Source organism: Spiroplasma sp. SV19 (assembly GCF_030060925.1).
GTDB lineage: Bacteria > Bacillota_I > Bacilli_A > Mycoplasmatales > Mycoplasmataceae > Spiroplasma.
The window spans coordinates 961,220-986,011 of record NZ_CP045455.1 but is presented as its reverse complement, the minus strand read 5'-3'; the positions used below and the strand labels follow the sequence as shown (position 1 = coordinate 986,011).

At 28.4% G+C, this 24,792-nt stretch carries 21 protein-coding genes, 1 other RNA gene and 1 riboswitch; of the genes, 14 read left to right on the top strand and 8 right to left on the bottom strand.

Going from position 1 to position 24,792, the window contains the following annotated elements:
• Position 1: 1 nt before the first annotated feature.
• Positions 2 to 520 carry a ribonuclease M5 gene (gene rnmV, locus E7Y35_RS04775; RefSeq protein WP_283271851.1) on the bottom strand — a complete coding sequence of 173 codons (519 nt, stop codon included), beginning with the start codon at positions 518 to 520 and terminating at the stop codon, positions 2 to 4.
• Positions 521 to 646: 126 nt separating this feature from the next.
• Here rnmV and E7Y35_RS04770 point away from each other — a divergent pair, with 126 nt between their 5' ends.
• From E7Y35_RS04770 to E7Y35_RS04750, 5 genes are all read left to right on the top strand, one after another.
• Positions 647 to 1,696, top strand: coding sequence for a rod shape-determining protein (locus E7Y35_RS04770; RefSeq protein ID WP_070407228.1), 1,050 nt, complete (start codon positions 647 to 649; stop codon positions 1,694 to 1,696).
• 260 nt (positions 1,697 to 1,956) lie between these two features.
• On the top strand, positions 1,957 to 3,015 hold the full coding sequence (locus E7Y35_RS04765; protein ID WP_283271850.1) for a rod shape-determining protein: 1,059 nt from the start codon (positions 1,957 to 1,959) through the stop codon (positions 3,013 to 3,015).
• Positions 3,016 to 3,092: 77 nt separating this feature from the next.
• Positions 3,093 to 3,827 (top strand): lipoprotein, encoded by a 735-nt coding sequence (locus E7Y35_RS04760; RefSeq protein ID WP_283271849.1) that lies wholly within the window; start codon positions 3,093 to 3,095, stop codon positions 3,825 to 3,827.
• A gap of 172 nt (positions 3,828 to 3,999) precedes the next feature.
• Positions 4,000 to 5,046 carry a rod shape-determining protein gene (locus E7Y35_RS04755; RefSeq protein WP_283271848.1) on the top strand — a complete coding sequence of 349 codons (1,047 nt, stop codon included), beginning with the start codon at positions 4,000 to 4,002 and terminating at the stop codon, positions 5,044 to 5,046.
• 71 nt (positions 5,047 to 5,117) lie between these two features.
• Positions 5,118 to 6,176: a rod shape-determining protein gene (locus E7Y35_RS04750; protein WP_283271847.1), complete on the top strand. Its 1,059-nt coding sequence runs from the start codon at positions 5,118 to 5,120 to the stop codon at positions 6,174 to 6,176.
• Between the two features lie 85 nt (positions 6,177 to 6,261).
• On the opposite strand, the gene E7Y35_RS04745 is transcribed toward E7Y35_RS04750, so the two are convergent.
• The 7 genes from E7Y35_RS04745 to guaB form a co-directional block, all read right to left on the bottom strand.
• Positions 6,262 to 7,032 (bottom strand): TatD family hydrolase, encoded by a 771-nt coding sequence (locus E7Y35_RS04745; protein ID WP_283271846.1) that lies wholly within the window; start codon positions 7,030 to 7,032, stop codon positions 6,262 to 6,264.
• 9 nt (positions 7,033 to 7,041) lie between these two features.
• Positions 7,042 to 8,385: a tRNA uridine-5-carboxymethylaminomethyl(34) synthesis GTPase MnmE gene (gene mnmE / locus E7Y35_RS04740; RefSeq protein WP_283271845.1), complete on the bottom strand. Its 1,344-nt coding sequence runs from the start codon at positions 8,383 to 8,385 to the stop codon at positions 7,042 to 7,044.
• Positions 8,386 to 8,444: 59 nt separating this feature from the next.
• The gene (locus E7Y35_RS04735) at positions 8,445 to 8,780 is read right to left on the bottom strand and encodes a R3H domain-containing nucleic acid-binding protein (protein ID WP_283271844.1); all 336 of its coding nucleotides are present in this window, start codon (positions 8,778 to 8,780) and stop codon (positions 8,445 to 8,447) included.
• A gap of 251 nt (positions 8,781 to 9,031) precedes the next feature.
• Positions 9,032 to 10,309, bottom strand: a complete 1,278-nt coding sequence (gene yidC, locus E7Y35_RS04730; RefSeq protein WP_283271843.1) for a membrane protein insertase YidC — start codon at positions 10,307 to 10,309, stop codon at positions 9,032 to 9,034.
• A 15-nt stretch (positions 10,310 to 10,324) separates the two neighbouring features.
• Complete coding sequence (rnpA, locus tag E7Y35_RS04725) at positions 10,325 to 10,642, bottom strand: ribonuclease P protein component (RefSeq protein ID WP_283271842.1); 318 nt, start codon at positions 10,640 to 10,642, stop codon at positions 10,325 to 10,327.
• A gap of 42 nt (positions 10,643 to 10,684) precedes the next feature.
• Complete coding sequence (gene rpmH, locus E7Y35_RS04720) at positions 10,685 to 10,825, bottom strand: 50S ribosomal protein L34 (protein WP_349306610.1); 141 nt, start codon at positions 10,823 to 10,825, stop codon at positions 10,685 to 10,687.
• 134 nt (positions 10,826 to 10,959) lie between these two features.
• Positions 10,960 to 12,405 carry an IMP dehydrogenase gene (gene guaB / locus E7Y35_RS04715; RefSeq protein ID WP_283271840.1) on the bottom strand — a complete coding sequence of 482 codons (1,446 nt, stop codon included), beginning with the start codon at positions 12,403 to 12,405 and terminating at the stop codon, positions 10,960 to 10,962.
• Positions 12,406 to 12,465: 60 nt separating this feature from the next.
• Positions 12,466 to 12,563: riboswitch (purine riboswitch) on the bottom strand.
• 272 nt (positions 12,564 to 12,835) lie between these two features.
• Here guaB and dnaA point away from each other — a divergent pair.
• The 9 genes from dnaA to recR all read left to right on the top strand — a co-directional run bounded on the left by dnaA (position 12,836) and on the right by recR (position 24,788).
• Positions 12,836 to 14,188: a chromosomal replication initiator protein DnaA gene (gene dnaA, locus E7Y35_RS04710; RefSeq protein WP_283271839.1), complete on the top strand. Its 1,353-nt coding sequence runs from the start codon at positions 12,836 to 12,838 to the stop codon at positions 14,186 to 14,188.
• 160 nt (positions 14,189 to 14,348) lie between these two features.
• Positions 14,349 to 15,470, top strand: coding sequence for a DNA polymerase III subunit beta (gene dnaN / locus E7Y35_RS04705; protein ID WP_283271838.1), 1,122 nt, complete (start codon positions 14,349 to 14,351; stop codon positions 15,468 to 15,470).
• A gap of 235 nt (positions 15,471 to 15,705) precedes the next feature.
• Entirely contained in the window at positions 15,706 to 17,628 is a 1,923-nt protein-coding gene (gyrB, locus tag E7Y35_RS04700) for a DNA topoisomerase (ATP-hydrolyzing) subunit B (RefSeq protein ID WP_283271837.1), read from the top strand.
• A gap of 81 nt (positions 17,629 to 17,709) precedes the next feature.
• Positions 17,710 to 20,097 carry a DNA gyrase subunit A gene (gene gyrA, locus E7Y35_RS04695; protein ID WP_502957521.1) on the top strand — a complete coding sequence of 796 codons (2,388 nt, stop codon included), beginning with the start codon at positions 17,710 to 17,712 and terminating at the stop codon, positions 20,095 to 20,097.
• 13 nt (positions 20,098 to 20,110) lie between these two features.
• Complete coding sequence (gene serS / locus E7Y35_RS04690) at positions 20,111 to 21,382, top strand: serine--tRNA ligase (RefSeq protein ID WP_283271835.1); 1,272 nt, start codon at positions 20,111 to 20,113, stop codon at positions 21,380 to 21,382.
• A 118-nt stretch (positions 21,383 to 21,500) separates the two neighbouring features.
• Positions 21,501 to 21,591, top strand: an RNA gene (ffs, locus tag E7Y35_RS04685) — signal recognition particle sRNA small type.
• Between the two features lie 16 nt (positions 21,592 to 21,607).
• Complete coding sequence (locus E7Y35_RS04680; RefSeq protein ID WP_283271834.1) at positions 21,608 to 22,051, top strand: deaminase; 444 nt, start codon at positions 21,608 to 21,610, stop codon at positions 22,049 to 22,051.
• Positions 22,052 to 22,112: 61 nt separating this feature from the next.
• Entirely contained in the window at positions 22,113 to 24,188 is a 2,076-nt protein-coding gene (gene dnaX, locus E7Y35_RS04675; RefSeq protein ID WP_283271833.1) for a DNA polymerase III subunit gamma/tau, read from the top strand.
• An 18-nt stretch (positions 24,189 to 24,206) separates the two neighbouring features.
• Positions 24,207 to 24,788 carry a recombination mediator RecR gene (gene recR / locus E7Y35_RS04670; RefSeq protein ID WP_283271832.1) on the top strand — a complete coding sequence of 194 codons (582 nt, stop codon included), beginning with the start codon at positions 24,207 to 24,209 and terminating at the stop codon, positions 24,786 to 24,788.
• The last annotated feature ends 4 nt before the right edge of the window (positions 24,789 to 24,792 follow it).

The following is a 24,792-nucleotide window of genomic DNA, read 5'->3' as shown; positions in this document are numbered from 1 at the left end:
CTTATTTCTCCTCTAAAATCTTAATTAAAGCATGCTTTGTCACATTCATATAATTTAAGCATTTAAATGTTGCTTTATTATTAGTGGGTGCTAAATTATAATAATTAATAATTTTTTGTCGTTTTAACTTTGAATCAACTAGATTAATATAATCAGGTCATAATAAACTATCTTTATTTTCATTACGAAAGGTAATTAAATTATTAATACTATTTTTAATTGCTACCACAGAAGCTTCAGCAACACCCACTTTTTTTCCTTTAATAGCATCACTCTTATTAATAAAAGCATGCAAACAATTATTATCTAAATAATCACTAATCATTTGCCGTAATTTTTGACCAGGATAATCAGGATCGGTAAAAATTATTACTTTATTATGTAAACTAATTTTTTTAATTAACTCTAATTTTTCTGTTGTAATTCCACTCCCCCCAGTTTCAATTATTTTAAGACCCGGAAAAATACTTTTTAATTTTGTTGCATCAGTTTTGCCTTCTACAATAATGAATGTTCCCACTGTCGCTTTTCCCCCATAAAAATCTTTTTGGTTTAATTTATCACAATTTTATAGTATAATTATACTAGACTGTTATATTAAAATAATGATAAATTTTAAATATAGGAGTAGGAGGCAAAAAGAAATATGGCTAATTATAAATTTGGAAAAGATTACTCGTTTTTAGCTCTAGACCTAGGTACAGCTAATACAGTAGCATATGTTTCAGGACAAGGAATTGTTTATAACGAACCTTCAATGATGGCATATGACACCTTAAGTAACTCATTAATTGCCTTAGGAAATGAAGCATACAAAATGGTCGGAAAGACACATGAACATATTAGAATGGTAACACCATTAGTTGATGGCGTTATTTCTGATATGGATGCTGCCCAAGATTTGTTAAAACACATTTTTAGTAGATTAAAATTATCAGGAATTTGAAAAAATTCTCTAGTAATATTAGCATGTCCAAGTGGAGTTACAGAATTAGAACGTGGTGCTTTAAAAGCAATCGCAAAAGATATGGGTGCCAGTCACGTTTTAGTGGAAGAAGAGGTTAAATTAGCAGCATTAGGAGCTGGTTTAAACATCGGGTTAGCACAAGGAAACTTGGTAATCGATATTGGTGGAGGAACAACTGATATAGCAATTATTTCAGCAGGAGATATTGTAATCTCAAAATCAGTTAAAGTTGCTGGAAAACACTTAGATCAAGAAATTCAAAAATACATTCGTGCCGAGTATAATGTTTTAATTGGAATTAGAACTGCCGAACAAATTAAAAAAGAAATTGGAGCATTAGTTAAAATAATTAATGAAAAACCAGTTCGTGCCTTTGGACGTGATATTATCACCGGTTTACCACGGGAAGTAATGATTAAACCTGAAGAAATTAAAAATGTTTTATTAGCACCATTCTCAAGAATTACCGACTTATTAGTTGAAGTATTAGAACAAACACCGCCTGAATTAGCAGGAGATGTTATTAGAAACGGAATCACAATTTGTGGTGGGGGAGCATTAATTCGTGGAATTGTTAAATATTTTGAATCAATTTTCCAATTAAAAGTAAAAGCTGCAAATGATCCATTAATGTGTGTAATTGATGGCGCTAAAACATATGAAAAAAACTTAGGGGCTGTAATTGAAAGAATCCAATTACTTGAAGCAAATGAATACAAAATTGCATAAAAATTAAAAGTATATTTAAAAATATACTTTTTTTTCTAAAAAAGAGAGTAAAATATATCAAAATGGAATAAAAAAAAAAAAAAAAAAAAAAATTAAATTGCTGTTTTTAATTGCAAATTACTCTGGATTTTATATAATAAAATTACTTGATATTGAATTTTTTATTGCAATTAAGAGGTTTGATATTTAAGAAAATTATTATGTTAATTATTATTGCTATGTTTTTAACGAAGCAATAAACGGAAGGAGACATTTTAAAGATGGCAATATCAGACGTATTGAAAAATACATTCAACATCTCACCAAAGCCACCTCGTAAATTTATCGCTATAGATTTAGGGACAACAAATTCGATTGCTTATGTTGCAGGGAGAGGTATTATTTTCAACGAAGCATCAGTAATGGCATATGAAATTGGAACCAACAAACTAATTGCATTAGGAGATGATGCTAAAAAGTTAATTGGGAAAACTCATGATAAAATTGAAATCTATACACCATTACGTAATGGAGCAGTTACAGATTTAACTATTGCTGAAGAATTCATTCAACAAATAGGAAAAAAGGCAAAGGTAACTGACTTATGAAAGAATGCTATTGTTTTAATTGCGTGTCCAAAAAATGTTACAGACTTAGAAAAACGAGCAATAATCAAAATGTGTAAAAATATTGGTGCAGATTTTGTTAAAATTGAAGAAGATTCATTAATGGCCGCTTTAGGAGCCGGGGAAAACATTTTTGCACCAAAAGGAACTTTTGTTTTAGACATTGGTGGAGGTAAAACAAGTTGCGCTATTATTTCAGCTGGTGGAATTGTTGAAAGTAAATCAATTAAAACAGCGGGAAATTATATCGATGAAGAAATTTTAAAATATATCCGTGCTAAACACACAATTTCAATTGGAGTTGTAACAGCAGAACAAATCAAAAAACAAATTGGATCATTATACAAAACAAAAGAAAACAAAAAAATGATTATTTTTGGAAGAGATGTTGTGACAGGAATGCCAAAAGAAACGGAAATTTTAGATTCAGAAATTAGAAAATTATTAGTAAGTGTTTTTTCATCAATTACACAATTAATAACTGAAGTGCTAGAACAAACACCCGCTGAATTAGCCGGGGATGCTGTAGCCAACGGTATTTTAGTTACTGGTGGTTGTGGGCAAATTGCAGGAATTAAAGAATTTTTATCAGATTATTTCCAAATTCCAGTTCGTATTGCTAAAAATGCTGAAACATCTGTTATTGATGGGTGCATTGCATATGAGAAAAAAATTAGAGATGGATTAATTGAAGAAAATAAAAAAAATAGATAAACATTTGTTTATCTTTTTTTATGACCATAATTTTTCTAAAAATGATAAAATAACAGTATATAAGGTGTGAAGCAAGAATGAAAAAACTACTATTATTTTTAACAACATTTACAATCACAGCAACAACAGCAACTACTGTTGTTAGTTGTTCCACAATTGATGTTAGAATCCGTCAATCATTCGCAAGTTGAAGTTATACTTCAAAAACTGATCAACCAATCTTTGGTGAAGTCTTTAATACTGATAAAACCATTAATGATCCTTACTTTTCATATTGATTTATTCAACAAATTTTAACTTCATCAGGGCATTTAAACATTGACAAACCATGAAATCAATTACTAAATAATAATAGTGGCATTGCTTGACCTTATCCCAATACAACAGATATTGAGGAAATTGATAGTAATTGATTTTATTACACAATTAATAGTATCCAAGCTGGTAAAATAAACATCACAGACTTAAAAACATTTTTTATCTATATGACGATTTATAACCCCGTTATTATCTTAGAAAACAGCCAAATTTTTAAATATCAATACAGTCGTGAACAATCCGCGATTAAAATTGAATATTTATATAAAACAACAAATGATATTGAAAGATATATTGAAACAATAGATAAGAAATATACTACTTTTTATAAAGAAACTGTTGAAGTTAAGTATTTAAAATTAATCCCCTATTTTTTACCAATTGAAGAAGCAAAACAACGAATTAAAAATTTAGTTAATACGTTAATTCGAGTTTTAACAATTATGTCCCCTACTTTCATTGTTCCTTTAAACATTAATACTAATCGCTATTAAAATTAATGCTGAAAATAATTTTGAAAAAAATGTTAAAAAAATATGTTATAATTAATTTGTATTGTATTCTTTATTTACAATCAAATATAGAATTGCAATTCATTTTTATTGATTAATCAAATATATTAATCTAACTAAATAAATTTAAGAAGAAACAGGAGGACAAAATTACATGGCTTTATTTAATAATAGCACAAAAAAACCAGCTTTCGTTTCTATGGACTTAGGAACTGCTAATACATTAGTATATGTTTCAGGTTCAGGGATCGTTTATAATGAGCCTTCAATTGTTGCTTACAAAATTAAAGAAAACAGAATTATTGCTGTAGGTGCAGAAGCTTACAAAATGATTGGAAAAGGAAACAAGTCAATTCGTATTGTTAGACCAATGGTTGACGGAGTTATTACAGATATTCGTGCCACAGAAGCACAATTAAGATATATTTTCACAAAACTACGTATTACAAAACAATTAAAACATTCAATTATGTTATTGGCTTGTCCATCAGTTATTACTGAATTAGAAAAAGCTGCATTGAAAAAAATTGCAATGAACTTAGGAGCATCTAAAGTTTTTGTTGAAGAAGAAGTTAAAATGGCTGCTTTAGGTGGAGGGGTTGATATTTACAAACCTGCTGGAAACTTAGTTGTTGACATGGGTGGAGGAACAACAGATATTGCTGTTATGGCCTCAGGAGATATCGTATTATCTAAATCAGTTAAAGTTGCTGGAAACTACTTCAATGATGAAGTACAAAAATTCATTCGTTCACAATATGGTCTAGAAATCGGATCAAAAACAGCTGAACAAATTAAAATTGAAATCGGATCATTATCAAAATATCCTGATGAAAGAAGAATGAAAGTTTACGGACGTGATGTAGTTTCGGGATTACCAAGAGAAATCGAAGTAACACCTGAAGAAATCAGAGAGGTATTAAAAGTACCAGTATCAAGAATTATTGACCTAACAGTACAAGTGTTAGAAGAAACACCACCTGAATTAGCAGGAGACATTTTCCGAAATGGAATTACAATCTGTGGAGGTGGAGCTTTAATTAAAGGAATTGACCGTTACTTTACAGATACATTACAATTACCATCAAAAATTGGTGAACAACCATTACTAGCCGTTATTAATGGAACTAAAAAATTCGAATCAGACATCTTTGATATCTTAAGATTAGAATCAATGCATGTAAAAGAATTAAATTACTAAAATAGGCTATTAATAAGTTATTATTAATATAACTATGAATAGTTATTAAATTTGTTAAGGAGGAAACAAACGTGAGACCAGAAACTAGACCATTTATTTCTCTTGACTTAGGAACTGCTAATGTTTTAGCATATGTTTCAGGACAAGGTGTAGTCTACAATGAACCATCATTAATGGCTTATAACAATAAAACTAACAGTTTAATTGCTTTAGGAAAAGCTGCTTATGATATGGTTGGAAAAACACACGGAGATATTAGAATGGTAACACCATTAGTAGATGGAGTTATCGCAGACATGGAAGCTGCACAAGATTTATTAAAACACATCTTTTCAAGAATGAAAATGATGAACATTTGAAAAAATGCTATTGTATTATTGGCATGTCCAAGTGGAGTTACAGAACTTGAAAGAGAAGCTTTAAAAAATGTTGCTAAAGAAATGGGTGCTGAATTAGTTATTATCGAAGAAGAAGCTAAAATGGCTGCTTTAGGGGCAGGAATTAACATTGAATTGCCTCAAGGACACTTAATCATTGATATTGGTGGAGGAACAACTGATTTAGCTATTATTTCATCAGGTGATATCGTAGTTTCAAGATCAATTAAAGTTGCCGGAAACCACTTTGATGATGATATTCGTAAATACATTCGTTCAGAATACAACATTGCTATTGGGCAAAAAACAGCTGAAGATGTTAAGAAATTTATTGGTTCATTAGTTAAATATCATAACGAAAGATCAATACAAATCTATGGACGTGATATTGTTTCAGGATTACCAAAAGAAGCAAAAATCTCTTCAGAAGAAATTAGAAATGTCTTATTAAATGCATTTTCTAAAATTACAGACTTAGTAATTGAACTATTAGAAAATACACCACCTGAATTAGCAGGAGACATTATGAGAAATGGGATTACAGTTTGTGGTGGAGGAGCTTTAATTAGAAATATTGATAAATACTTCTTTGATATCTTCCAATTACCAACAAAAACTGCTTCAGATCCATTAAATTGTGTTATTGAAGGAACAAAAATCTTCGAAAAAACAATTAAGAAAAACATCGAAAATGGGTTGTATAATTTCCAAGAAAAAGGATTATTATCATCATTAGGTAAAAAAAGAAAATAAATCAAAATAAAAAAATATTAGTTTTCACTAATATTTTTTTATTATAATTTTTAAATTAAATAATAAAGTTTATTTAATTTAAAAATTATTCAAGGTTAAATAATTTACGGGCATTTTTATTTGTAATACGAATCATTTCTTCAACAGGCATACTTTTTATTTCTGCCAACTTTTTAACTGTATACATAATAAATTTAGGATAATTTTTCTTCCCACGGTATGGCTCCGGAGTTAAATATGGCGCATCTGTTTCAACCAAAATTTTATTTAAAGGTACCATTTTAGCAACTTCACGTAATTGGTTAGCATTTTTAAAAGTAATATTTCCGGCAAAAGAAAGATAAAATCCTAAATCTAAAAACTTTTCTGCCATTTCAATTGTTCCATTATAACAATGTATCAAACCATTTTTAATTTTTTCCGTTTTTAATATTTCATAACAATCTTCATAAGCATCACGACAATGAACGGCAACAGGAAGGTTGTGTTCCTTTGCTAATTCAAGTTGTTTAATAAATCAATGTTTTTGCAAATCTGATGAAACATTTTTATGATAATAGTCTAATCCAATTTCACCAACAGCAATCACCTTATCACTATTTAATAACTGATCTAATTTTGTTAAATCTGTCACACCATATTTAGCAACATCGGTAGGATGAATTCCAATTGTTGCAAAAACATTATCATATTGCATTGCATGGCGAACTGCCGCTTTACTTGATTTTAAATCATATCCAACATTATTAAGCCAATAAACTCCACTAATCTTCGCATCAGCGATAATTGCTGAAGTTTCTTCGTTTTCATATTCATGTGACATTAAATGACAATGTGTATCAAAGATTCCTTGCATATTTTCCTCCTATTTTCCTAGGCAATATCTACTAAAAATTGTTGTCAATAAATCATCTTCATAATTTTCACCTAGAATCTCACCTAATAATTCCCAAGCCTCATGTAAGTCAACATTAATAATATCAACTGGAAATCCACTCGTATTATTATTATATGCACTTTTTATTGAATTTGCTACCTTCTCTAACAAAGAAATTTGTTTTATGTTAGATAAAACCAACTGATCATCCTTAATAAGATGGTCAGTATTATATAATATTAAAATTTTATCAATTAATGCTTTAATATCCCGGTTTAAAGCAGAAATGGTAACTAACTGTTGGTTTAACTCTGGTTTATTAACATTTGGTAAATCAATTTTGTTTAAAACTAATAAATACTCTTTGTTCTTTATTAATGCTTCAACATCAGAATCTAATTCAACTAAATCTAAATAATTATCAGCAACAATTAAAACTAAATCAGCATTTTCCACTTGTTGGCGGGCCTTTGCAATTCCAATTTGTTCAATTTTGTCAACTGTCTCACGTAACCCAGCAGTATCAATAATGTTTAATGTTAATGGTCCTAAATTAATTTTTCCTTCTACAATATCCCTAGTTGTTCCTGGTATCTCTGAAACAATCGCTTTATCTTCATTCATTAAAGCATTTAATAATGATGATTTTCCAACATTTGGCTTACCAAGAATTAAAACATTAATTCCTTCATTAATAATTTTCCCAACTTTACTAATTTTAACTAAATCATTAATTTTTTGTTCTAAAATAAACAATCGTTGATTCAATTCTTGTGTTGTTAAATCACCCACCCCATCATACTCAGGATAATCAATATTTACTTCAATATTAGCAATAATATCTAATAATTCATCACGATAAGCACTAATTAAGTGCGTATTCTTATTTTGTAAATTATTTAAAGCCATTTTAGCACTCGTATCATTTGTGGCATTAACTAAATCGTTAATCGCATCAGTTTGTACCAAATTAAGTTTCCCATTTAAAAAAGCTCGTTGCGAAAATTCTCCTTTGTTAGCTAATCGGGCACCATTTTTTAATAACAACTTAATAATTTTATTAGTAACTAATACACCACCATGACAATTAATCTCAATGATATCTTCACCAGTAAATGAATTTGGACTTGCAAAACAAACTAAAATAACTTGATCAATTGTTTCACCATTATCAGTTAAATAACCATAGCAAACCTGGTTTCCATTAGGAACCACAGTTTTTGAAAAAACTTTATTAATAATTTTATAACTATCAGACCCTGACATACGAATAATTGAAATTGCTTGTTTTACCATTGCTGTTGCTGGAGCAACTATTGTATCTTCAAACATTTTTTAAAACTCCTCTTTGTTTTGTTAAATTATATCAAACTTAGAAAATAAAATACTCTTTATTTTTTAGTGCTATATTTAATAATAATTTGACGGGCATTTTCTGGTCCAATTGATTTTGAAATTAAGTTTTGAAACTTTAAAATACCCTTATGAACTAATTTGCGTTGACTCTTATTCATAACCGGCAAAATATAATCTTTTTGTGATAACAGAACTTTATTAGCTATTTTTCGAAGACTTTCAAGGAGCATTGCTTCACTATAGTTAAAACCAATTGTAATTTTAAAATCATTTTGAAATTTTCGACTAATATATGTATGTAATAAATTTTCTAAAATTAAAATAAATTCAAAAATATTGAAATTCAAATTCAAATCTTTAACATCTAACATAATTAGAATTTGTCTATTATGACACGAAAAAGACATCTCACAATCCTTTGACAATAAGATATCTTCAATAATAATTTTTAAACGCTCCTCACAAAAAGAAATAATATCATTAATCTCAAACAGAGTTACATGCAATCGCTCAAAAAAAATGTTTTTTGTAAATAATTCTGTTTTATAAAAATAGTTTTTATCGGAATTATTTAAAAATTCTTTAAATTTTTTTTGTGACTTAAATTTTTTAACAAAAAGCATTATTTTTTATTTTTCTTTTTATTATGTAAAGAGAATTTTGATTTTTTTGGTTTTGTTTTTATTGGATTATAAGAAACTTTATTCGTTTCACTTGATGTTTTTGGCTTTGTTTTTGTGACTTCAACAACTTCCACGTTACCAATTGTTGTTAACTTTGGTTTACGTACAAATAAATTTTTAATTTTTTGTCATACTGATTCACTATTTTTATTTTTTTTGCCTCTTTTTTTAACTCGTAAAAAATGAAACCCTAATGTTTGTAAAATTTGAATTACCGCCGAGAAAATCCAATAAATAGCAACCCCAGACGCAATCGAAATCGTAACTACAAAGAAAACAATAATCATTACCCCTTGCATAATAAACTGACGTTTACGGGCTTTTTTCTGTTCTTTTGTGATAACTTTTGTTTTGCGAAGATTTAAAATTGTTGGTAAAATCATTGAAAGAACTTGGATTGGTAAATAAACGAATAATAATGCTAAATAAACATAATTCCCACTCGTAATCATATCTCAGGGCTTTTCAATTAAAGAAATTTGCCCAATTGTTGCCATTTTTAACTCGCGGGTTGCACGAACAACAGTATACATCGCAATTAAAAATGGGATTGATAAAAATGAAGAACCAATCGTTGATAAGGGAGAAACCCCTTCCTTACGATATAATTGCATCATTTCCATTTGTTGTTTTTGTTTAGCAGCAGGGTCTTTTGATCCTTTATACTTTGCTTGAATTTCTGCTTGCTTAATCTGCATTAACTGCATTTTATCTTGATTCCGCTGGGCTTTTCAACTAAACATTAAAGTAATTAACCGAACAATTAATGAAGTTAAGAAAAGAGCTCCAATGATCCCAGCACCATTATCTAACCCACCAAATCCATAAATTAAATTAACTAAAATTCAGGCAACTGGAAAAACAAAGCAGCCATAAAATGGTGACGTTGTTTTTACAAAAGCATCAGCTCATGTTCTAATAGCTAAGTAAGGGTATTCAAATAATTGTCCATTTTCAAAATGAAAAAAGTGTTCTTTTCCGACATTAGTTTTTCCTAAGATAATTTCAAAGAAAACTCCTGGCTTATATACTCGTTGGCCAGAAACATCTAAAATTTGCGCTGTTCCATACTTAGGAACCATCATTTGTCCACAGCCTCACAACATTGATATAATTAAAAAAAGATACAAAACTAATTTTGTTCATTTTCAGGCAATTGAATATCAAGGTTTTCGTGTTCTTTTCCCATCTGAGAAAATATAATCACGATAGTTCACTATTACGCCCCCTTTTTACATTTTGATTTGGTTTAATAAAATTTTTTTATTAACTAAATAGCTATTACTAAAATATGATTTTCTAACAATAATGATTTGGTCATAACCTTCTGGTGTTGAAAAATCAAATGATAGCATAGCTCTAATTTGTCTTTTTACTCTATTTCTAACAACAGCATTCCCTAATTTTTTACCCACAGATATTCCAAAACGGTGATAATTAAGGTCATTTTTTTTAAAATAGATAAAATAAGTGTTAGTTTTAATAAAAGAACGATTATTTATTATTTTTTGAAATTCATAATTCTTTTTAACAATAAATTTTTTTTTCACATTTTTCCACAAATAGAAAAATAAAGTATGTTATCAACTAAATTAAGCTGATAATACTTTTCTTCCTTTCGCTCTTCTTCTACTTAAAACTTTGCGTCCTGATGCTGATTGCATTCTTGCTCGAAAGCCATGTGTCCTTTTGTGTTTAATTTTACTTGGTTGTCATGTTCTTTTCATTACTAACACCTCCTTATGATACAAATTATTAAGACATCATATAAATAATATATGAATTAAAAAGAAATATCAATTAAAATAACATTTTTTTAAAAATATTAAGACCTGATTCTTTAAAAAATCAGGTCTTAATATTAATTCTATTTTGTATAATTTGGTGGTTCTTTTGTAATTGCAATATCATGTGGATGTGATTCTTTTAAACCATTATTTGAAATTTCCACAAATTGCGCTGTTTTTTGTAAAGTTGCAATATTTTTCGCACCACAATAACCAAGACCACTTCGTAATCCACCAATAAATTGGAAAAGAATATCACTTAGTTTTCCTTTTAATAAAACGCGTCCTTCAACCCCTTCAGGTACTAATTTACGGTTTTTATCTTGGAAATAACGATCAGCACTGCCCTTTTTCATTGCTGCTAATGAACCCATTCCCATATATGTTTTATATTTTTTACCTTCAACAATCATTTCTTCTCCTGGTGCTTCAAGAGTTGCCGCAAAAACTGATCCCATCATGACCGCAGCTCCACCTGCTGCTAAAGCTTTAACAACATCACCAGAATATTTAATGCCACCATCAGCAATAACCGGTATTCCTTTTGGGGCACATACTTCATAAACATCATTAATAGCAGTAATTTGGGGCACGCCCACCCCAGCCACAATTCTAGTGGTACAGATGCTCCCTGGGCCTACTCCTACTTTAATCGCATTAGCACCAGCAGTTATTAAATCTAATGCTCCCTGGGCTGTCACAACATTTCCAGCAATAAGTTCCAATGTTGGAAAACTCTTTTTAATTTTACTAACCATAGCAATAATCCCTTGGCTATGACCATGAGCAGAATCAACAACAATTACATCAACACCGGCAGCAACAAGCTTTTCAACTCGTGGCAAAGTACTTTCATCAATTCCAACGGCAGCACCGACACGTAACCGTCCTTGATCATCTTTACAAGCATTAGGATATTCATCACGATTATTAATATCTTTAATTGTAATTAATCCTTTTAAAATATTTTTCGCGTTAACAATCGGCAATTTTTCAATTCGATTACTTAATAGAATTGCTTTTACCTGCTCTAAATTAATTTTTTCATGCGTTGTAATTAAATTTTTTACTGTCATAAAGTCAGCAACTGGCGCTGATAAATCATGACAAGCACGAATGTCACGATTTGTAATAATTCCTAGTAATTTATTTTCTTCGTCAACAACCGGTAACCCTGAAATACGATATTGTGCCATAATGTCTTCAGCATCTTGCACAGTCATTGTTGGTTTCAAAGTTATTGGATTAATAATAAAACCTGATTCATTTCGTTTTACCTTTTCAACTTCTGCTGCTTGTTCAGTAATTGATAAATTTTTATGAATAATTCCAATTCCACCTTCACGAGCAATTGCAATAGCTAATTTTGATTCAGTAACAGTATCCATTGCTGAAGATAAAAAAGGAATATTTAATTCAATATTTTTTGTTATTTTAGTTCTTAAATCAATCTGATAAGGTAAAATATCAGATTTTTGTGGAACTAATAATAAATCATCAAAGGTATAGGATTTTTTAATTTGCATGTTTTTTCCTCCAAAAGATTTAATACAAAATTGAATAAAAGAAACATGGTCTTAATAAATTAAAAACAAATTAAGACCTATAGTAATTAATTTAAGGTTAACTGTAGAGACACCAGACCATATTTCTAGCATATATAGGAAAATATATTATTGTAGTATTAAATTATATTGATTATAACAAAAAAATAAAAAAAGCGGCAGTAAAATTTGAATTTAACTTGTTTTCCACAAAGAAAAATTTTAAATCATAAAAAATGTTAATATTGTGGAAAAAGATAAAACTATCCTTTAAAAATAAGACTTTTATGAAAAAATAGAAAAATATTATATGTGGAAAACCATTAGTATTCTTGAAATTAAATTATTTTTTGGTACTTTTCCACATCTTTTATTTATAATTAATAAGATAAAAACTAATGGAGATGAAATAATGAACACAAAAGAATTATGAAGTGAGGTTAAAGAAATTCTATCCCGTGATGAATCAGTTTCGCCTGAAATTTACAATTATTACATTAGTGATACTAACTTATATACCGTGTCTGATAATAATTGTTTAATTACAACAAAATCAGAAATTGCCATTGGGGTTTTTGAAGCAGGATTAAATGATAAAATTAAAAACATTTTAAAGAAATTAACTGGAATTGAATATAACATTTCTTTTGAATTAGAAAAAAATATTAATAAACAAGCATCTGTCATTAACAATATTGATACTTTAAAAGAAAACAATAATAATAGTTATTATGAGAATTATACTTTTGAAAACTTTGTTCGTGGGGATTCTAACCGTGAAGCAATGCAGGCAGCTTTGGCTGTGGCTTTAGATTTGGGAAAAAAATGAAATCCGTTGTTTATTTATGGAGACTCTGGATTAGGAAAAACCCATTTATTGCATGCCATTGAAAATAAAGTTACTGAAATTTATAAAACAAATACCCGTGTTAAATATCTAAAAGCTGATGAATTTGGAAAAATTGCAATGGATATCTTAAATCAAGGCCATGAAATTATTGAGGCTTTTAAAACATCATATGATATTTATGACTGCTTGTTAATTGATGATATTCAGTTATTAGCAAAACGAAATAAAACTAATGAATTATTTTTCCATATTTTTAACTCATATATTGAAAAAAACAAACAAATTGTTATTACTTCAGATAAATATCCTGATGATCTTGGTGGTTTTGAAGCTAGAATTATTTCGCGATTTTCATATGGTTTAAGTATTGGTTTAGATTCACCCGATTTTGAAACCGCACTTAAAATATTAGAACAAAAATTAAAATATCAAAATAATTTAGCATTATTTTCTGAAGAATCATTAGAGTTTATTGCCCTAAATTTTAATAGTGATGTTCGAAAATTAGAAGGAGCAGTTAAGCGACTATTATTTTTAGCAGTTATGAATAAAAAACCAGATGAAATTATTACATTAGCTGATGTTGAAAAAGCCTTTAAAAATACTCCTTTACAAAATAATGAGAAGATTACCCCTAAAAAAATTAAGCAAATTGTTGCTGATAACTATAATATTACTGTGAAAGCAATGATGAGCAAATCACGAGTCAGTAATGTAATGCAAGCTCGTCAATTAGCAATGTATTTTTGTCGAACATTATTAGACGACCCTTTTACAAGAATTGGTACTGAATTTGGGGGAAAAGACCATACAACAGTAATGAATAGCGTTAAAAAAGTTGAATCACAAATTACAACAAATAAAGAATTTAAGCATTTAGTAAATACAATTCGTAAAAAAATTGAAGGAAAATAACACAATGTTTTCCACCGTTTTTTTCTTAGGAAAAAATATATTATTCAAAACTTTACAAAGTTTTCCACATTTTCTACATTATAATAATAATAAATAAAAAACAATTTTTAACAATAGTATATAATTTAAGTATACTATATGTTTAGTAAGGAGTAACAACATGATTGTAAGCATTAAAAGAGATAAAATATTAGATGAGTTATTAAAAGTAAGTCGGATAATTTCTCAAAAAACATTAATTCCATCATTATTAGGAATTTTAATTGAAGTTAAAAAAGATAAAATTACTTTTACAACTTCTGATGGTGATACATCAATTAAATCAGAGATATTAGTAGGAAATGATTTAGTTATTAAATCAATTGGAAATGTCTTAATAAAAAATAAATTTATTATTGAAGTAATTCGTAAAATTGAAGATGATTTTATTACTTTAGAAGCAGTAGAAGGTAGTTTAATTAAAATTAAGGCAAATAATTTTGATTCAATTTTAAATACTTTAAATGCAATTGATTATCCACATTTATCATTTGATACCGAAGGAAAAGAAATAATTTTTACTAGTGCTTTATTGAAAGAAATTATTTCACAGACAAGTTTTGCAATTGGCGAAAAAGAAAAAAGAATTGTTTTTAATGGTTTGAATATTAAAACTGATCAGAGTAATAAACAATTAGTAATTACAGCAACGGATTCATTCCGTTTGTCATGTAAAAAAATTGGTTATAATAATAGTTATGATTTTGATGTTATTATTCCCGGAAAGTTTATTAATGAAATTGGGCGATTAATTTCCGAAAATGATCAAGAAATTAGAATGAAAATTACAGATAAATCAGTTAGTGTTATTATTAATAATACAATTGTCCAAACAAAAATTATTGAAGGAAAATATCCTGATACAAGCAAAGTTATTCCAGAAACCTTTAATACTTCATTAACAATTAATAATCGGGAATTAATTAAAATTATTGAACGAGCTAGTGTTTTATCAAATGAAGCAATGACAACAATTGTAACATTAAAAATTAAGGAACAAAAAGTTTTAGTTACATCATTTACTCAAGAAATTGGAAATACCGAAGAGGAAATTAAAGAATTTAAAATTGAAGGTTCAGATCAAACAATTGCTTTTAATTCAAAATATATTTTGGATGCTTTAAAAGCATTTAAAACAAAAGAAATTACTATTAAAATGATTGATGAGACAAAACCATTAATTATTATGGCAAGTGAGGATGAATCATTACAACAATTGGTTTTACCAATTCGGTCATATTAAAAATTAGCATAATAAACAATTTAAATGATAAAAATAGTATTAATAAGAGATTAAATTATATTAAAAATAAAAATTTAATCTCTTATTTTTATATTTTATAAGTTTTTACAGGGTAAAATTAGACACTAAAAATAATAAAATATTTTTTAATATATTTTGAAATATATTTGATAATTTAACCCTAAAATTAGGTAATAATGGTAAAATAAAGTTAAGCAGAAATGGAGAACATTATATGAGTGATAATTATAATTCAGGTTCGATTCAGGTTTTAGAAGGTTTAGAAGCAGTTCGTAAACGTCCTGGAATGTATATAGGAGCAACTAATGTAAGGGGTTTACATCATTTAGTTTGAGAAATTGTTGATAATTCGATAGATGAAGTGTTAGCAAATTTTGCTGATAAGATTACAATTACAATTAATAAAGATGAATCAATTACAATTACTGATAATGGACGAGGAATTCCAATTGAAATTCATCCCAAAACAAAAGTTTCAACCTTGGAAACTGTTTTTACTGTTTTACATGCCGGAGGGAAATTTGATTCAAACACTTATAAAATTTCTGGAGGTTTACATGGAGTAGGGGCTAGTGTTGTTAATGCTTTAAGTAAATATTTAAAAGTTGAAGTCAAAAAAAATAATAAGCAATACTTAATGGAATTCCATAATGGTGGTCAAATTTTAACACCAATTAAAGAAATTGGTTTAACCAATGAAACTGGAACAACAGTTACTTTTTTACCAGATGAAAAAATTTTTAAAGAAACAACTATTTTTAGTTTTTCAACAATTCAAAATCGAATTAAGCAATTAGCTTTTTTAAACAAGGGATTAGAAATATCATTAATTGATTTGCGTGAAGAGGATGAAGAAAAATCAGTTGTCTATAAATTTAACAATGGAATTAAAGATTATGTTTTGGAATTAAATAAAACAATTGGGACACCATTAAATGATGTCTTTTATGTGGAAGGTATTGAGGAAAATATTGTTGTTGAATTTGGGTTACAATATAATGATAATTATTCCGAAAATATTTTCTCTTTTTGTAATAACATTAATACCCATGAGGGGGGAACACATGAAGAGGGAACTAAATTAGCAATTGTCCGAGAATTGAATCATTATTTTAAAAATATTAATAAAAATAATAAAGGGAATGAAGATAAATTTACTTGAGATGATGTAAAAGAAGGAATGACAACAATTATTTCAATTCGTCATCCTGATCCACAATATGAAGGACAAACAAAAACAAAATTAGGGAATAGTGAAGTTAAAAAAATTGTTTCAAATATTGTGGGAAAAGGATTAAATAGCTATTTATTAGAAAATCCAGAGGATGCAAAAAATATTATCGAAAAGATAAATTTGTCGTTAAAAGCAAGAATTGCGGCACAACGAGCAAAAGAAACAACTCGTCGGAAAACAGTAATGGATAGTTTTTCTTTACCAGGAAAATTAGCTGATTGTGAAACAAAAGATTCTAATATTGCTGAACTTTATATTGTTGAAGGAGATTCTGCGGGAGGAAGCGCAAAGTCTGGTCGAAATCGAAGATTTCAAGCAATTTTACCGTTAAGAGGAAAAATATTAAATGTTGAAAAAGCAAAGCAATTAAAAGTCTTTGAAAATAATGAAATTAATTCGATTATTACCGCATTAGGGGCAGGAATTAAAGATAATTTTAATGAAAAAAAACTACGTTATCAAAAAGTAATTATTATGACTGATGCAGATGTTGATGGGGCACATATTCGAATTTTATTATTAACATTCTTTTATCGTTATATGAAAGATTTAATTGAAAACGGAAATGTTTATATTGCACAACCACCATTATATAAAGTTCAAAATGGTAATAATATCCGTTATGCTTATAGTGATAATGAGTTAGAAACTTATAAAGAAGAATTATCAGCGAAAAATATTAAAAATTATGTTATTCAACGCTACAAAGGATTAGGGGAAATGAATCCCGAACAATTATGAGAAACAACAATGGATCCAGAACGAAGATTATTATTAAAAGTTTCTGTTAATAATGCATTTGAAGCAAATTTAATTTGTAATGAATTAATGGGAGAAAATGTTGAGCCACGTAAAAAATTTATTCGTGAAAATGCAAAATATGTTAAGAATTTAGATATATAAGAGGAGATGAGAAAATTGAATCCAGATAATGATACATATGATTATGATGGCAAAATTCGTGATATTGATATTGCTGATGAAATGAAAAGTGGCTTTTTAGATTATGCAATGTCAGTTATTGTTTCGCGAGCAATTCCTGATGTTCGTGATGGCTTAAAACCAGTGCATCGGCGAATTATCTATGCAATGTGAGACTTAAATATGACATATGATAAACAACATAAAAAGTCAGCCCGAATTGTTGGGGAAGTAATTGGGAAATATCATCCCCATGGTGATACTGCGGTATATGAAGCAATGGTGCGAATGGCTCAAGATTTTTCTTATCGTTATCCCTTAATTGATGGGCATGGTAATTTTGGATCAATGGACGGTGATGCACCAGCGGCAATGCGGTATACTGAAGCAAGAATGAGTAAGATTGCTGGTGAATTAATTAAGGATATTGAAAAAGAAACAACTATTTTTATTGATAATTATGATGGTAGTGAACAAGAGCCAACTTTTTTACCAGGTTATTTCCCCAATTTACTAGTTAATGGGGCAAGTGGAATTGCTGTTGGAATGGCAACTAATATTCCACCGCATAATTTAAATGAAATAATTGATGGTGTTATTGCATTAACAAAAAATGCTGAGATTACAACTGTTGAATTAATGAAAATTATTAAAGGACCAGATTTTCCAACAGGGGCTTTAATTACGGCTGGAAATAGTTTAATCAAAGCATATGAAACAGGAAATGGGACAATTACAATTCGTTCAAAAATTGATATTGAAGAAAATAACAATAAGCGTCGTATTATTGTTTCTGAAATTCCATACCAAGTTAATAAAGCAAAATTGTTAGAACGAATTGCTGAATTAGTGCGTGATAAGATTATTAATGGAATTTCAGATCTTCGTGATGAATCAAATATGGAAGGGGTCCGTGTTGTTTTAGAATTAAAACGTGATGCTCAAGAAAATGTTATTTTAAATAAATTATATAAATTAACGCCATTACAAACTAATTTTTCGTTAAATATTTTAGCTTTGTATAAAAATCAACCAAAAGTAATGGGTTTAAAACAAATTTTAAAATATTTTATTGAACACCAAATTGATATTATTGTTAAGCGTAGTCAGTTTGAATTACGAAAAAATCAGAATCGCTTAGTTATTTTAGAAGGACTAAAAATTGCGCTTGATCACATTGATGAAGTAATTGCGATTATTAAGAAATCACAAACAACGCAAATTGCATTAGAAGCTTTAATGGAAAAATTTAAGTTAGTTACTGAGCAAGCACGGGCAATTTTAGAAATGCGTTTACAACGCTTAACGGGATTGGAAATTGAAAAAATTAATAATGAAATTAGTGAAATTAAACTTGCAATTATTGCGTTAGAAGAAATTATTAATAATAGTGAGAAACAAATTGAAATTATGATTAATGAGTTAATTGAAATTAAGAAGAAATATGGAGATGAGCGTCGTAGTCAAATTATTAAAGAAGAACTAACAGAAATTGATCCTGAAGAATTAATTCGTCGAGAGGATATTTTAATTATGTTGACTCAAGATGGATATGTTAAACGTGTTGCTGATGATACTTTTAAATTACAAAATCGTGGTGGGAAAGGGATCACTGGTTTAGCAAATATGGAAGATAGTTTGAAGAAAATCGTTAGTGCTAATAGTATTGATTCTTTATTAATTTTTTCAAATTTTGGGAAGGTTTATAAACTACGTGCTTATCAAATTGAAACTTACTCACGACATGCTCGTGGATTACCAATTATTAATTTAATTGCAATTGATAAAACGGAAAACATTCAAACAATTTTGGCATTAGATGAAACAATTTCTGATCAAGATAATTTATTCTTTGTGACAAAAAAAGGGTTAATTAAGAAGACAAAGTTAAGTGAATTTAACCAAATTCGTCAAACAGGAAAAGTTGCAATTGAATTAAAAGAAAAAGATGAATTAGTAAGTGTTATTATTACAAAAGGAACTGATGATGTTATTATCGGAAATAACATTGGGAAAGTAATTCGCTTTAATGAAGAAGAAATTAGGGCAATGAGCCGGCAATCTGTTGGAGTTAAAGGAATTTCTAATGCTGAAACAGGGGTGACAATTGGGGTAAGTTCTGGTCGATCCGCAAAATATGTGTTATCTGTGACAGAAAATGGTTATGCAAAAAAAACGCCAATTGAAAACTATCGGTTGACAGGAAGAAATACAAAAGGTGTTAAGTCTATGAACTTAACAGATAAAACAGGATACTTAAAATTTGTTCAAACAGTTGTTGGTGATGAGGATCTTTTGGTAGGAACAACGAGTGGAAATATTATTCGTGTTTCACTAGAACAAATTCCATTATTTGGTCGAACAACATCAGGTGTTAAAATTATGCGATTAGATGAAGATGATAAATTAGAAGTTATTGAAATTTTAAAAAAGAAAAATAATAGTGAGTAAGGAGAACCCAAAAATGTTAGATCAAAAAAAAGTTGTTGAAAACCTTGATGAAGTAATAAAAAAATTAAGTCGACGCCAAGATGATTTCTCATATTTACAAGATGTTAAAAAATTATCTGAGCAACGTCGAGAACTAATTGTTAAATCAGAGAAATTAAAAGAGCAGCGAAATCTTGAGTCAAAAAAAGTTGGAACATTAGTTGCGGAAAAAAAAGATCATGAGGCAGTAAAAATTAAGGAATTAATTGTTACAATGAAAAAAGAAATGGAAGTAATTGATGAACAATTAAATCAAGTTGAAGAAAAGATTAAAACAATTTTAGAAGTTACACCGAATATCCCGGATGATTCAGTTCCAACGGGCCAAGATGAAAATGATAATCTTGAGGTTCGAAAATGAGGGACAGCTACGACAAATCCAAAAGTAAAAGAACATTGAGAAGTAGCTTCAAAATTAGATATTATTGATTTTGAAAGAGGAACAAAATTATCAGGATCACGTTTTGTTGTTTACAAGGGAATGGGAGCTAAATTAGAACGAGCTTTAATGAATTTTATGTTAGATGAGCACACAAAACGTGGGTATGTTGAAATTGAACCACCAGTTTTAGTGCAACCACAAATTATGTATGGGACAGGAAATTTACCAAAGTTTAAGGAAGATACATATTATATTGAAAAAGATAATTTGTATTTAATTCCAACCGCGGAAGTACCTTTAACTAATTTATATCGTGAAGAAATTTTAACAGGAAAAGATTTGCCTATTTATCATACAGCTTATACCCCATGTTTTCGTCAAGAAGCTGGTTCAGCAGGACGTGATACTAAAGGAATTATTCGTTTGCATCAATTTAGAAAAGTTGAAATGGTTAAATTTACTAAAGCAGAAAATTCGTTTGCTGAATTAGAAAAAATGGTTTTAGATGCAGAAAACATTTTACAATTATTAGAAATTCCATACCGTGTAATTTTATTATGTTCAGGTGACATGGGATTTTCTTCGGCAAAAACATATGATATTGAAGTATGAATGCCTGGGCAAAATAAGTATCGTGAAATTTCATCATGCTCAAATTGTTTGGATTTTCAAGCACGAAGAATGAAAATGCGTTATCGTGATGAGAACAATGAAATAAATTTTGTTCATACTTTAAATGGTTCTGGATTAGCAGTTGACCGCTTAATTGCAGCAATTTTAGAAAATTATCAAAATGAAGATGGAACTATTAATATTCCTAATAAAATACAAAGTTATTTGCAGGGACAAACAGTTATTTCTTAAAATGTTTCACGTGAAACATTTTAAGGTGGTAACACTTCCAACTATATAAATGTTTCACGTGAAACATTTGACTATTTTAATAAAAACATAGTTAAGTAAAAAATATATGTTATAATTATTTATGTCATTACAATAGTTACATTTGAAACTGGTCAGGACCGGAAGGTAGCAGCCATAAGACTAAGGACTATGTGTAATGACATTTTTTATGATAAGGGTGAGTTTATGAAGAAAAGCGAACTAATTTTTAATAAATTATATAAATTATCACAACGAGCATATAAGAAGAAACATGTTCCAATTTCTGCATTAGTTGTTGATCAAACAGGTAAAATTATTGCAATCGGTTATAACAAAACAACAAAGAACTCAGTTACAACACATGCTGAGATTTATGCTTTAAATAAGGCTTGTCGCAAAAAAAGAACAAATAAAATTAGTGATTGTTCAATTTGAGTCACTGTTGAACCATGTATGATGTGTTTGGGAGCAATAATTAATTCAGGAATTAAAGTTATTAATTACTATTTATCAAATGAAAAATTTGGTTTTGTGAAATCAAATCATACTTTTGACTTATCAAAAATGAAAGTTCACCATGTTCGAAAACATGATGAGAATATAATGTTCCAAGATTTAATGAAAAAATTCTTTGAACAATTAAGATAGAATATTTTCAATTAAAGGAGTAAAATAAAATTGTTAATAATAAATTATGGGGGGTAAAGAAATGGATTATATTTCGTTATATCGTAAATATCGACCAAATACTTTTGACAAAATTGTTGGTCAAGTTGAAATTAGAAAAGCTTTGAAGAATGCAATTATTAATAATACTTTTTCACATGCTTATTTATTTTCTGGTCCACGTGGTACAGGGAAAACTTCGATTGCAAAAATATTTGCCAAAGCAATTAATTGTACTAATTTAGATAATGGTAATCCTTGCAATACTTGTCCAAGTTGTAATGAAATTAATCGTGGGGGCGCAGTCGATGTTTTTGAAATTGATGCAGCTTCAAATAATGGTGTTGATGAAATCAGAGAAATTCGAAATAATGTCCAGCTATTACCAACAATGGCAAAATATAAAGTTTACATTATCGATGAAATTCATATGTTAACTAATTCGGCTTTTAATGCTTTGTTAAAAACATTAGAAGAACCACCGCAACATGTTGTGTTTATTTTAGCAACAACAGAGAGTCACAAAATTCCAGCCACAATTATTTCACGTTGCCAACAATATAATTTTCGTAAAATCCCAAAAGTTGAATTAGAAAATAACATAATTGCAATCTTACAACAAGAAGGAATCAATTATGATTTAGTTGCAATTAAAGAGATTGCAATTTTGGCGGATGGAAGTGCTCGTGATTCGTTAAGTATTCTAGAACAAGTAATCATGTTTTCTGATCGTAATATTACTTTAGAAAGTGTTAATATTATTTTTGCAACGGTTTCAAAAAATGTTAAGTTAAAATTATTGAAAAATATTTTAGAATATAAAACAGAAGAAGTCTTATTAACTAGTAAAAAAATTTATGAGGCTGGTTCTGATTTTGAAATTTTAACATTAAATCTATTAGATCTGTTGAAAGAAGTTTTTGAATATAAACAAACAGGGAATCTTGTTTTCTTAAATTTATTATCAGAAAGTCAAGCAAAAATATTTGCTGACAAACTAACATCAAAAGAGTTATTAACACTACTTGATTTATTTACGGAAGCATCAACTAAAATGCGTAGCAATAGAACACAAGAAATGTATTTTGAATTAATCTTATTAAAAGCTTTAGCAATGTTCGAAGGTAACGTTAAAAATTTAGAAGGTTTAGAATTAAGTGATCTTACTGTTGACATCAACGATAAAAAAAGTGGGGGAAATAAGACAGATAGTTCAAAAATAATTACTAAAAATATAGAAATAATGGAAAATAATTCTGATAATACTTTAAACAATTTTGAAGAAGTTACAAAGTCTCAGCAAGTTGAAGAAAAAAATGTTGTTAATATTGAGCAACAATCAGAAAAAAAGATCCCAAGTTCACAGCCATTATTTCGGAATTTTTCATTATTTGATGATGAAGAATTAAACAATAGTCCCTTTTCACAGCCAGTAGCATCAATGCCCAAAGCAAGTACAAAAGATGTTATTCCAGAGTTTAATGATAACAAAGGTAGCGAACAAGAAAGTACTTTTCCAACTGAATTAGAACAAACACCGCCGGCAAAAGAGTTAGAAGGTATTACTGATTTACATAAGTATCGTGATGATATGAAAAATAAAATTAATATTTATGAACTTAGTAACATTAATTATTCAATTAACCAAATTTTTAATATTTTAATTAAAGCTAATAAAGAAGAACGAGAAAAGTTTGAAAATAAGTTTATGGAATTAATTAATGAAAAAGGGAAAGTTGTTCAATTAGATAAATTAATTAGTTTTTATGATGTTAAATATGCTGCCGGATCAGAACAAGGTGTAATTATTGTAACAAATACTAAACCAGAAGCGAATTGAATTAGTTTTGAAATGTGTGATTGAGAGTTTCGTAATAAAGTATTTCAAGCATTTGATTTTGATTTTGTTATCATTGCTTTAAGTGAAAGTGAATGAAATAATGTTCGTGATGATTATGTTAAAATTCGACAAGCAAATAAATTGCCAGAAGCAACTTTAACAGATGTGGAAGAATTTTATCAGAATTTATTAGTTAAACAAATTGATAATTATGATGATCATAAAGATCGACTAGAGACAGGAAAACAAATTTTTGATAATATTAAGATAATTGATTAATTTATAGGAGACTTAATTATGACTTATGAAGAATTAATTATGGAACTAAAAACTACTTTAGGTGTTGGTAAAAAAGTGGCAGAAAGAATTTTTAATAAGTTAATTATTAAGCCAGCATTATTTGATTCGTTAGAGAATGTTTTTAAGGAAATAAAAGACAATTTTCATCAATGCCCAAGATGTTCAACATTAATGCAAAATAATATTTGTTTATTTTGTCAAAATGATTTACGTGATCAAACAAAGCTTTGTGTTGTCAGTAATTTTTTTGATGCAACAAAAATTGAAGCAACAAAAGTTTTTAATGGTGTTTATCATGTTTTGAATGGCGAAATTAATGTTAAAAATGGAATTACACCAGATAAATTAACTTTTCCTGTTTTAGAATCTCGAATGAATGATAAAATTATAAAAGAGGTTATTATTGCTGTTGGTGCTACTTTTGAAGGTGAAGTAACAGCACAATACTTAAAAACAGTCTTACAGCCTTTTAATGTGAAAATATCACGTTTAGCACGAGGAATTCCAATTGGAGGTTCGTTAGATTATGTTGATGAAGTAACTTTGAAACAAGCGTTAGAAGGTAGAAAAGATATTTAAGAAC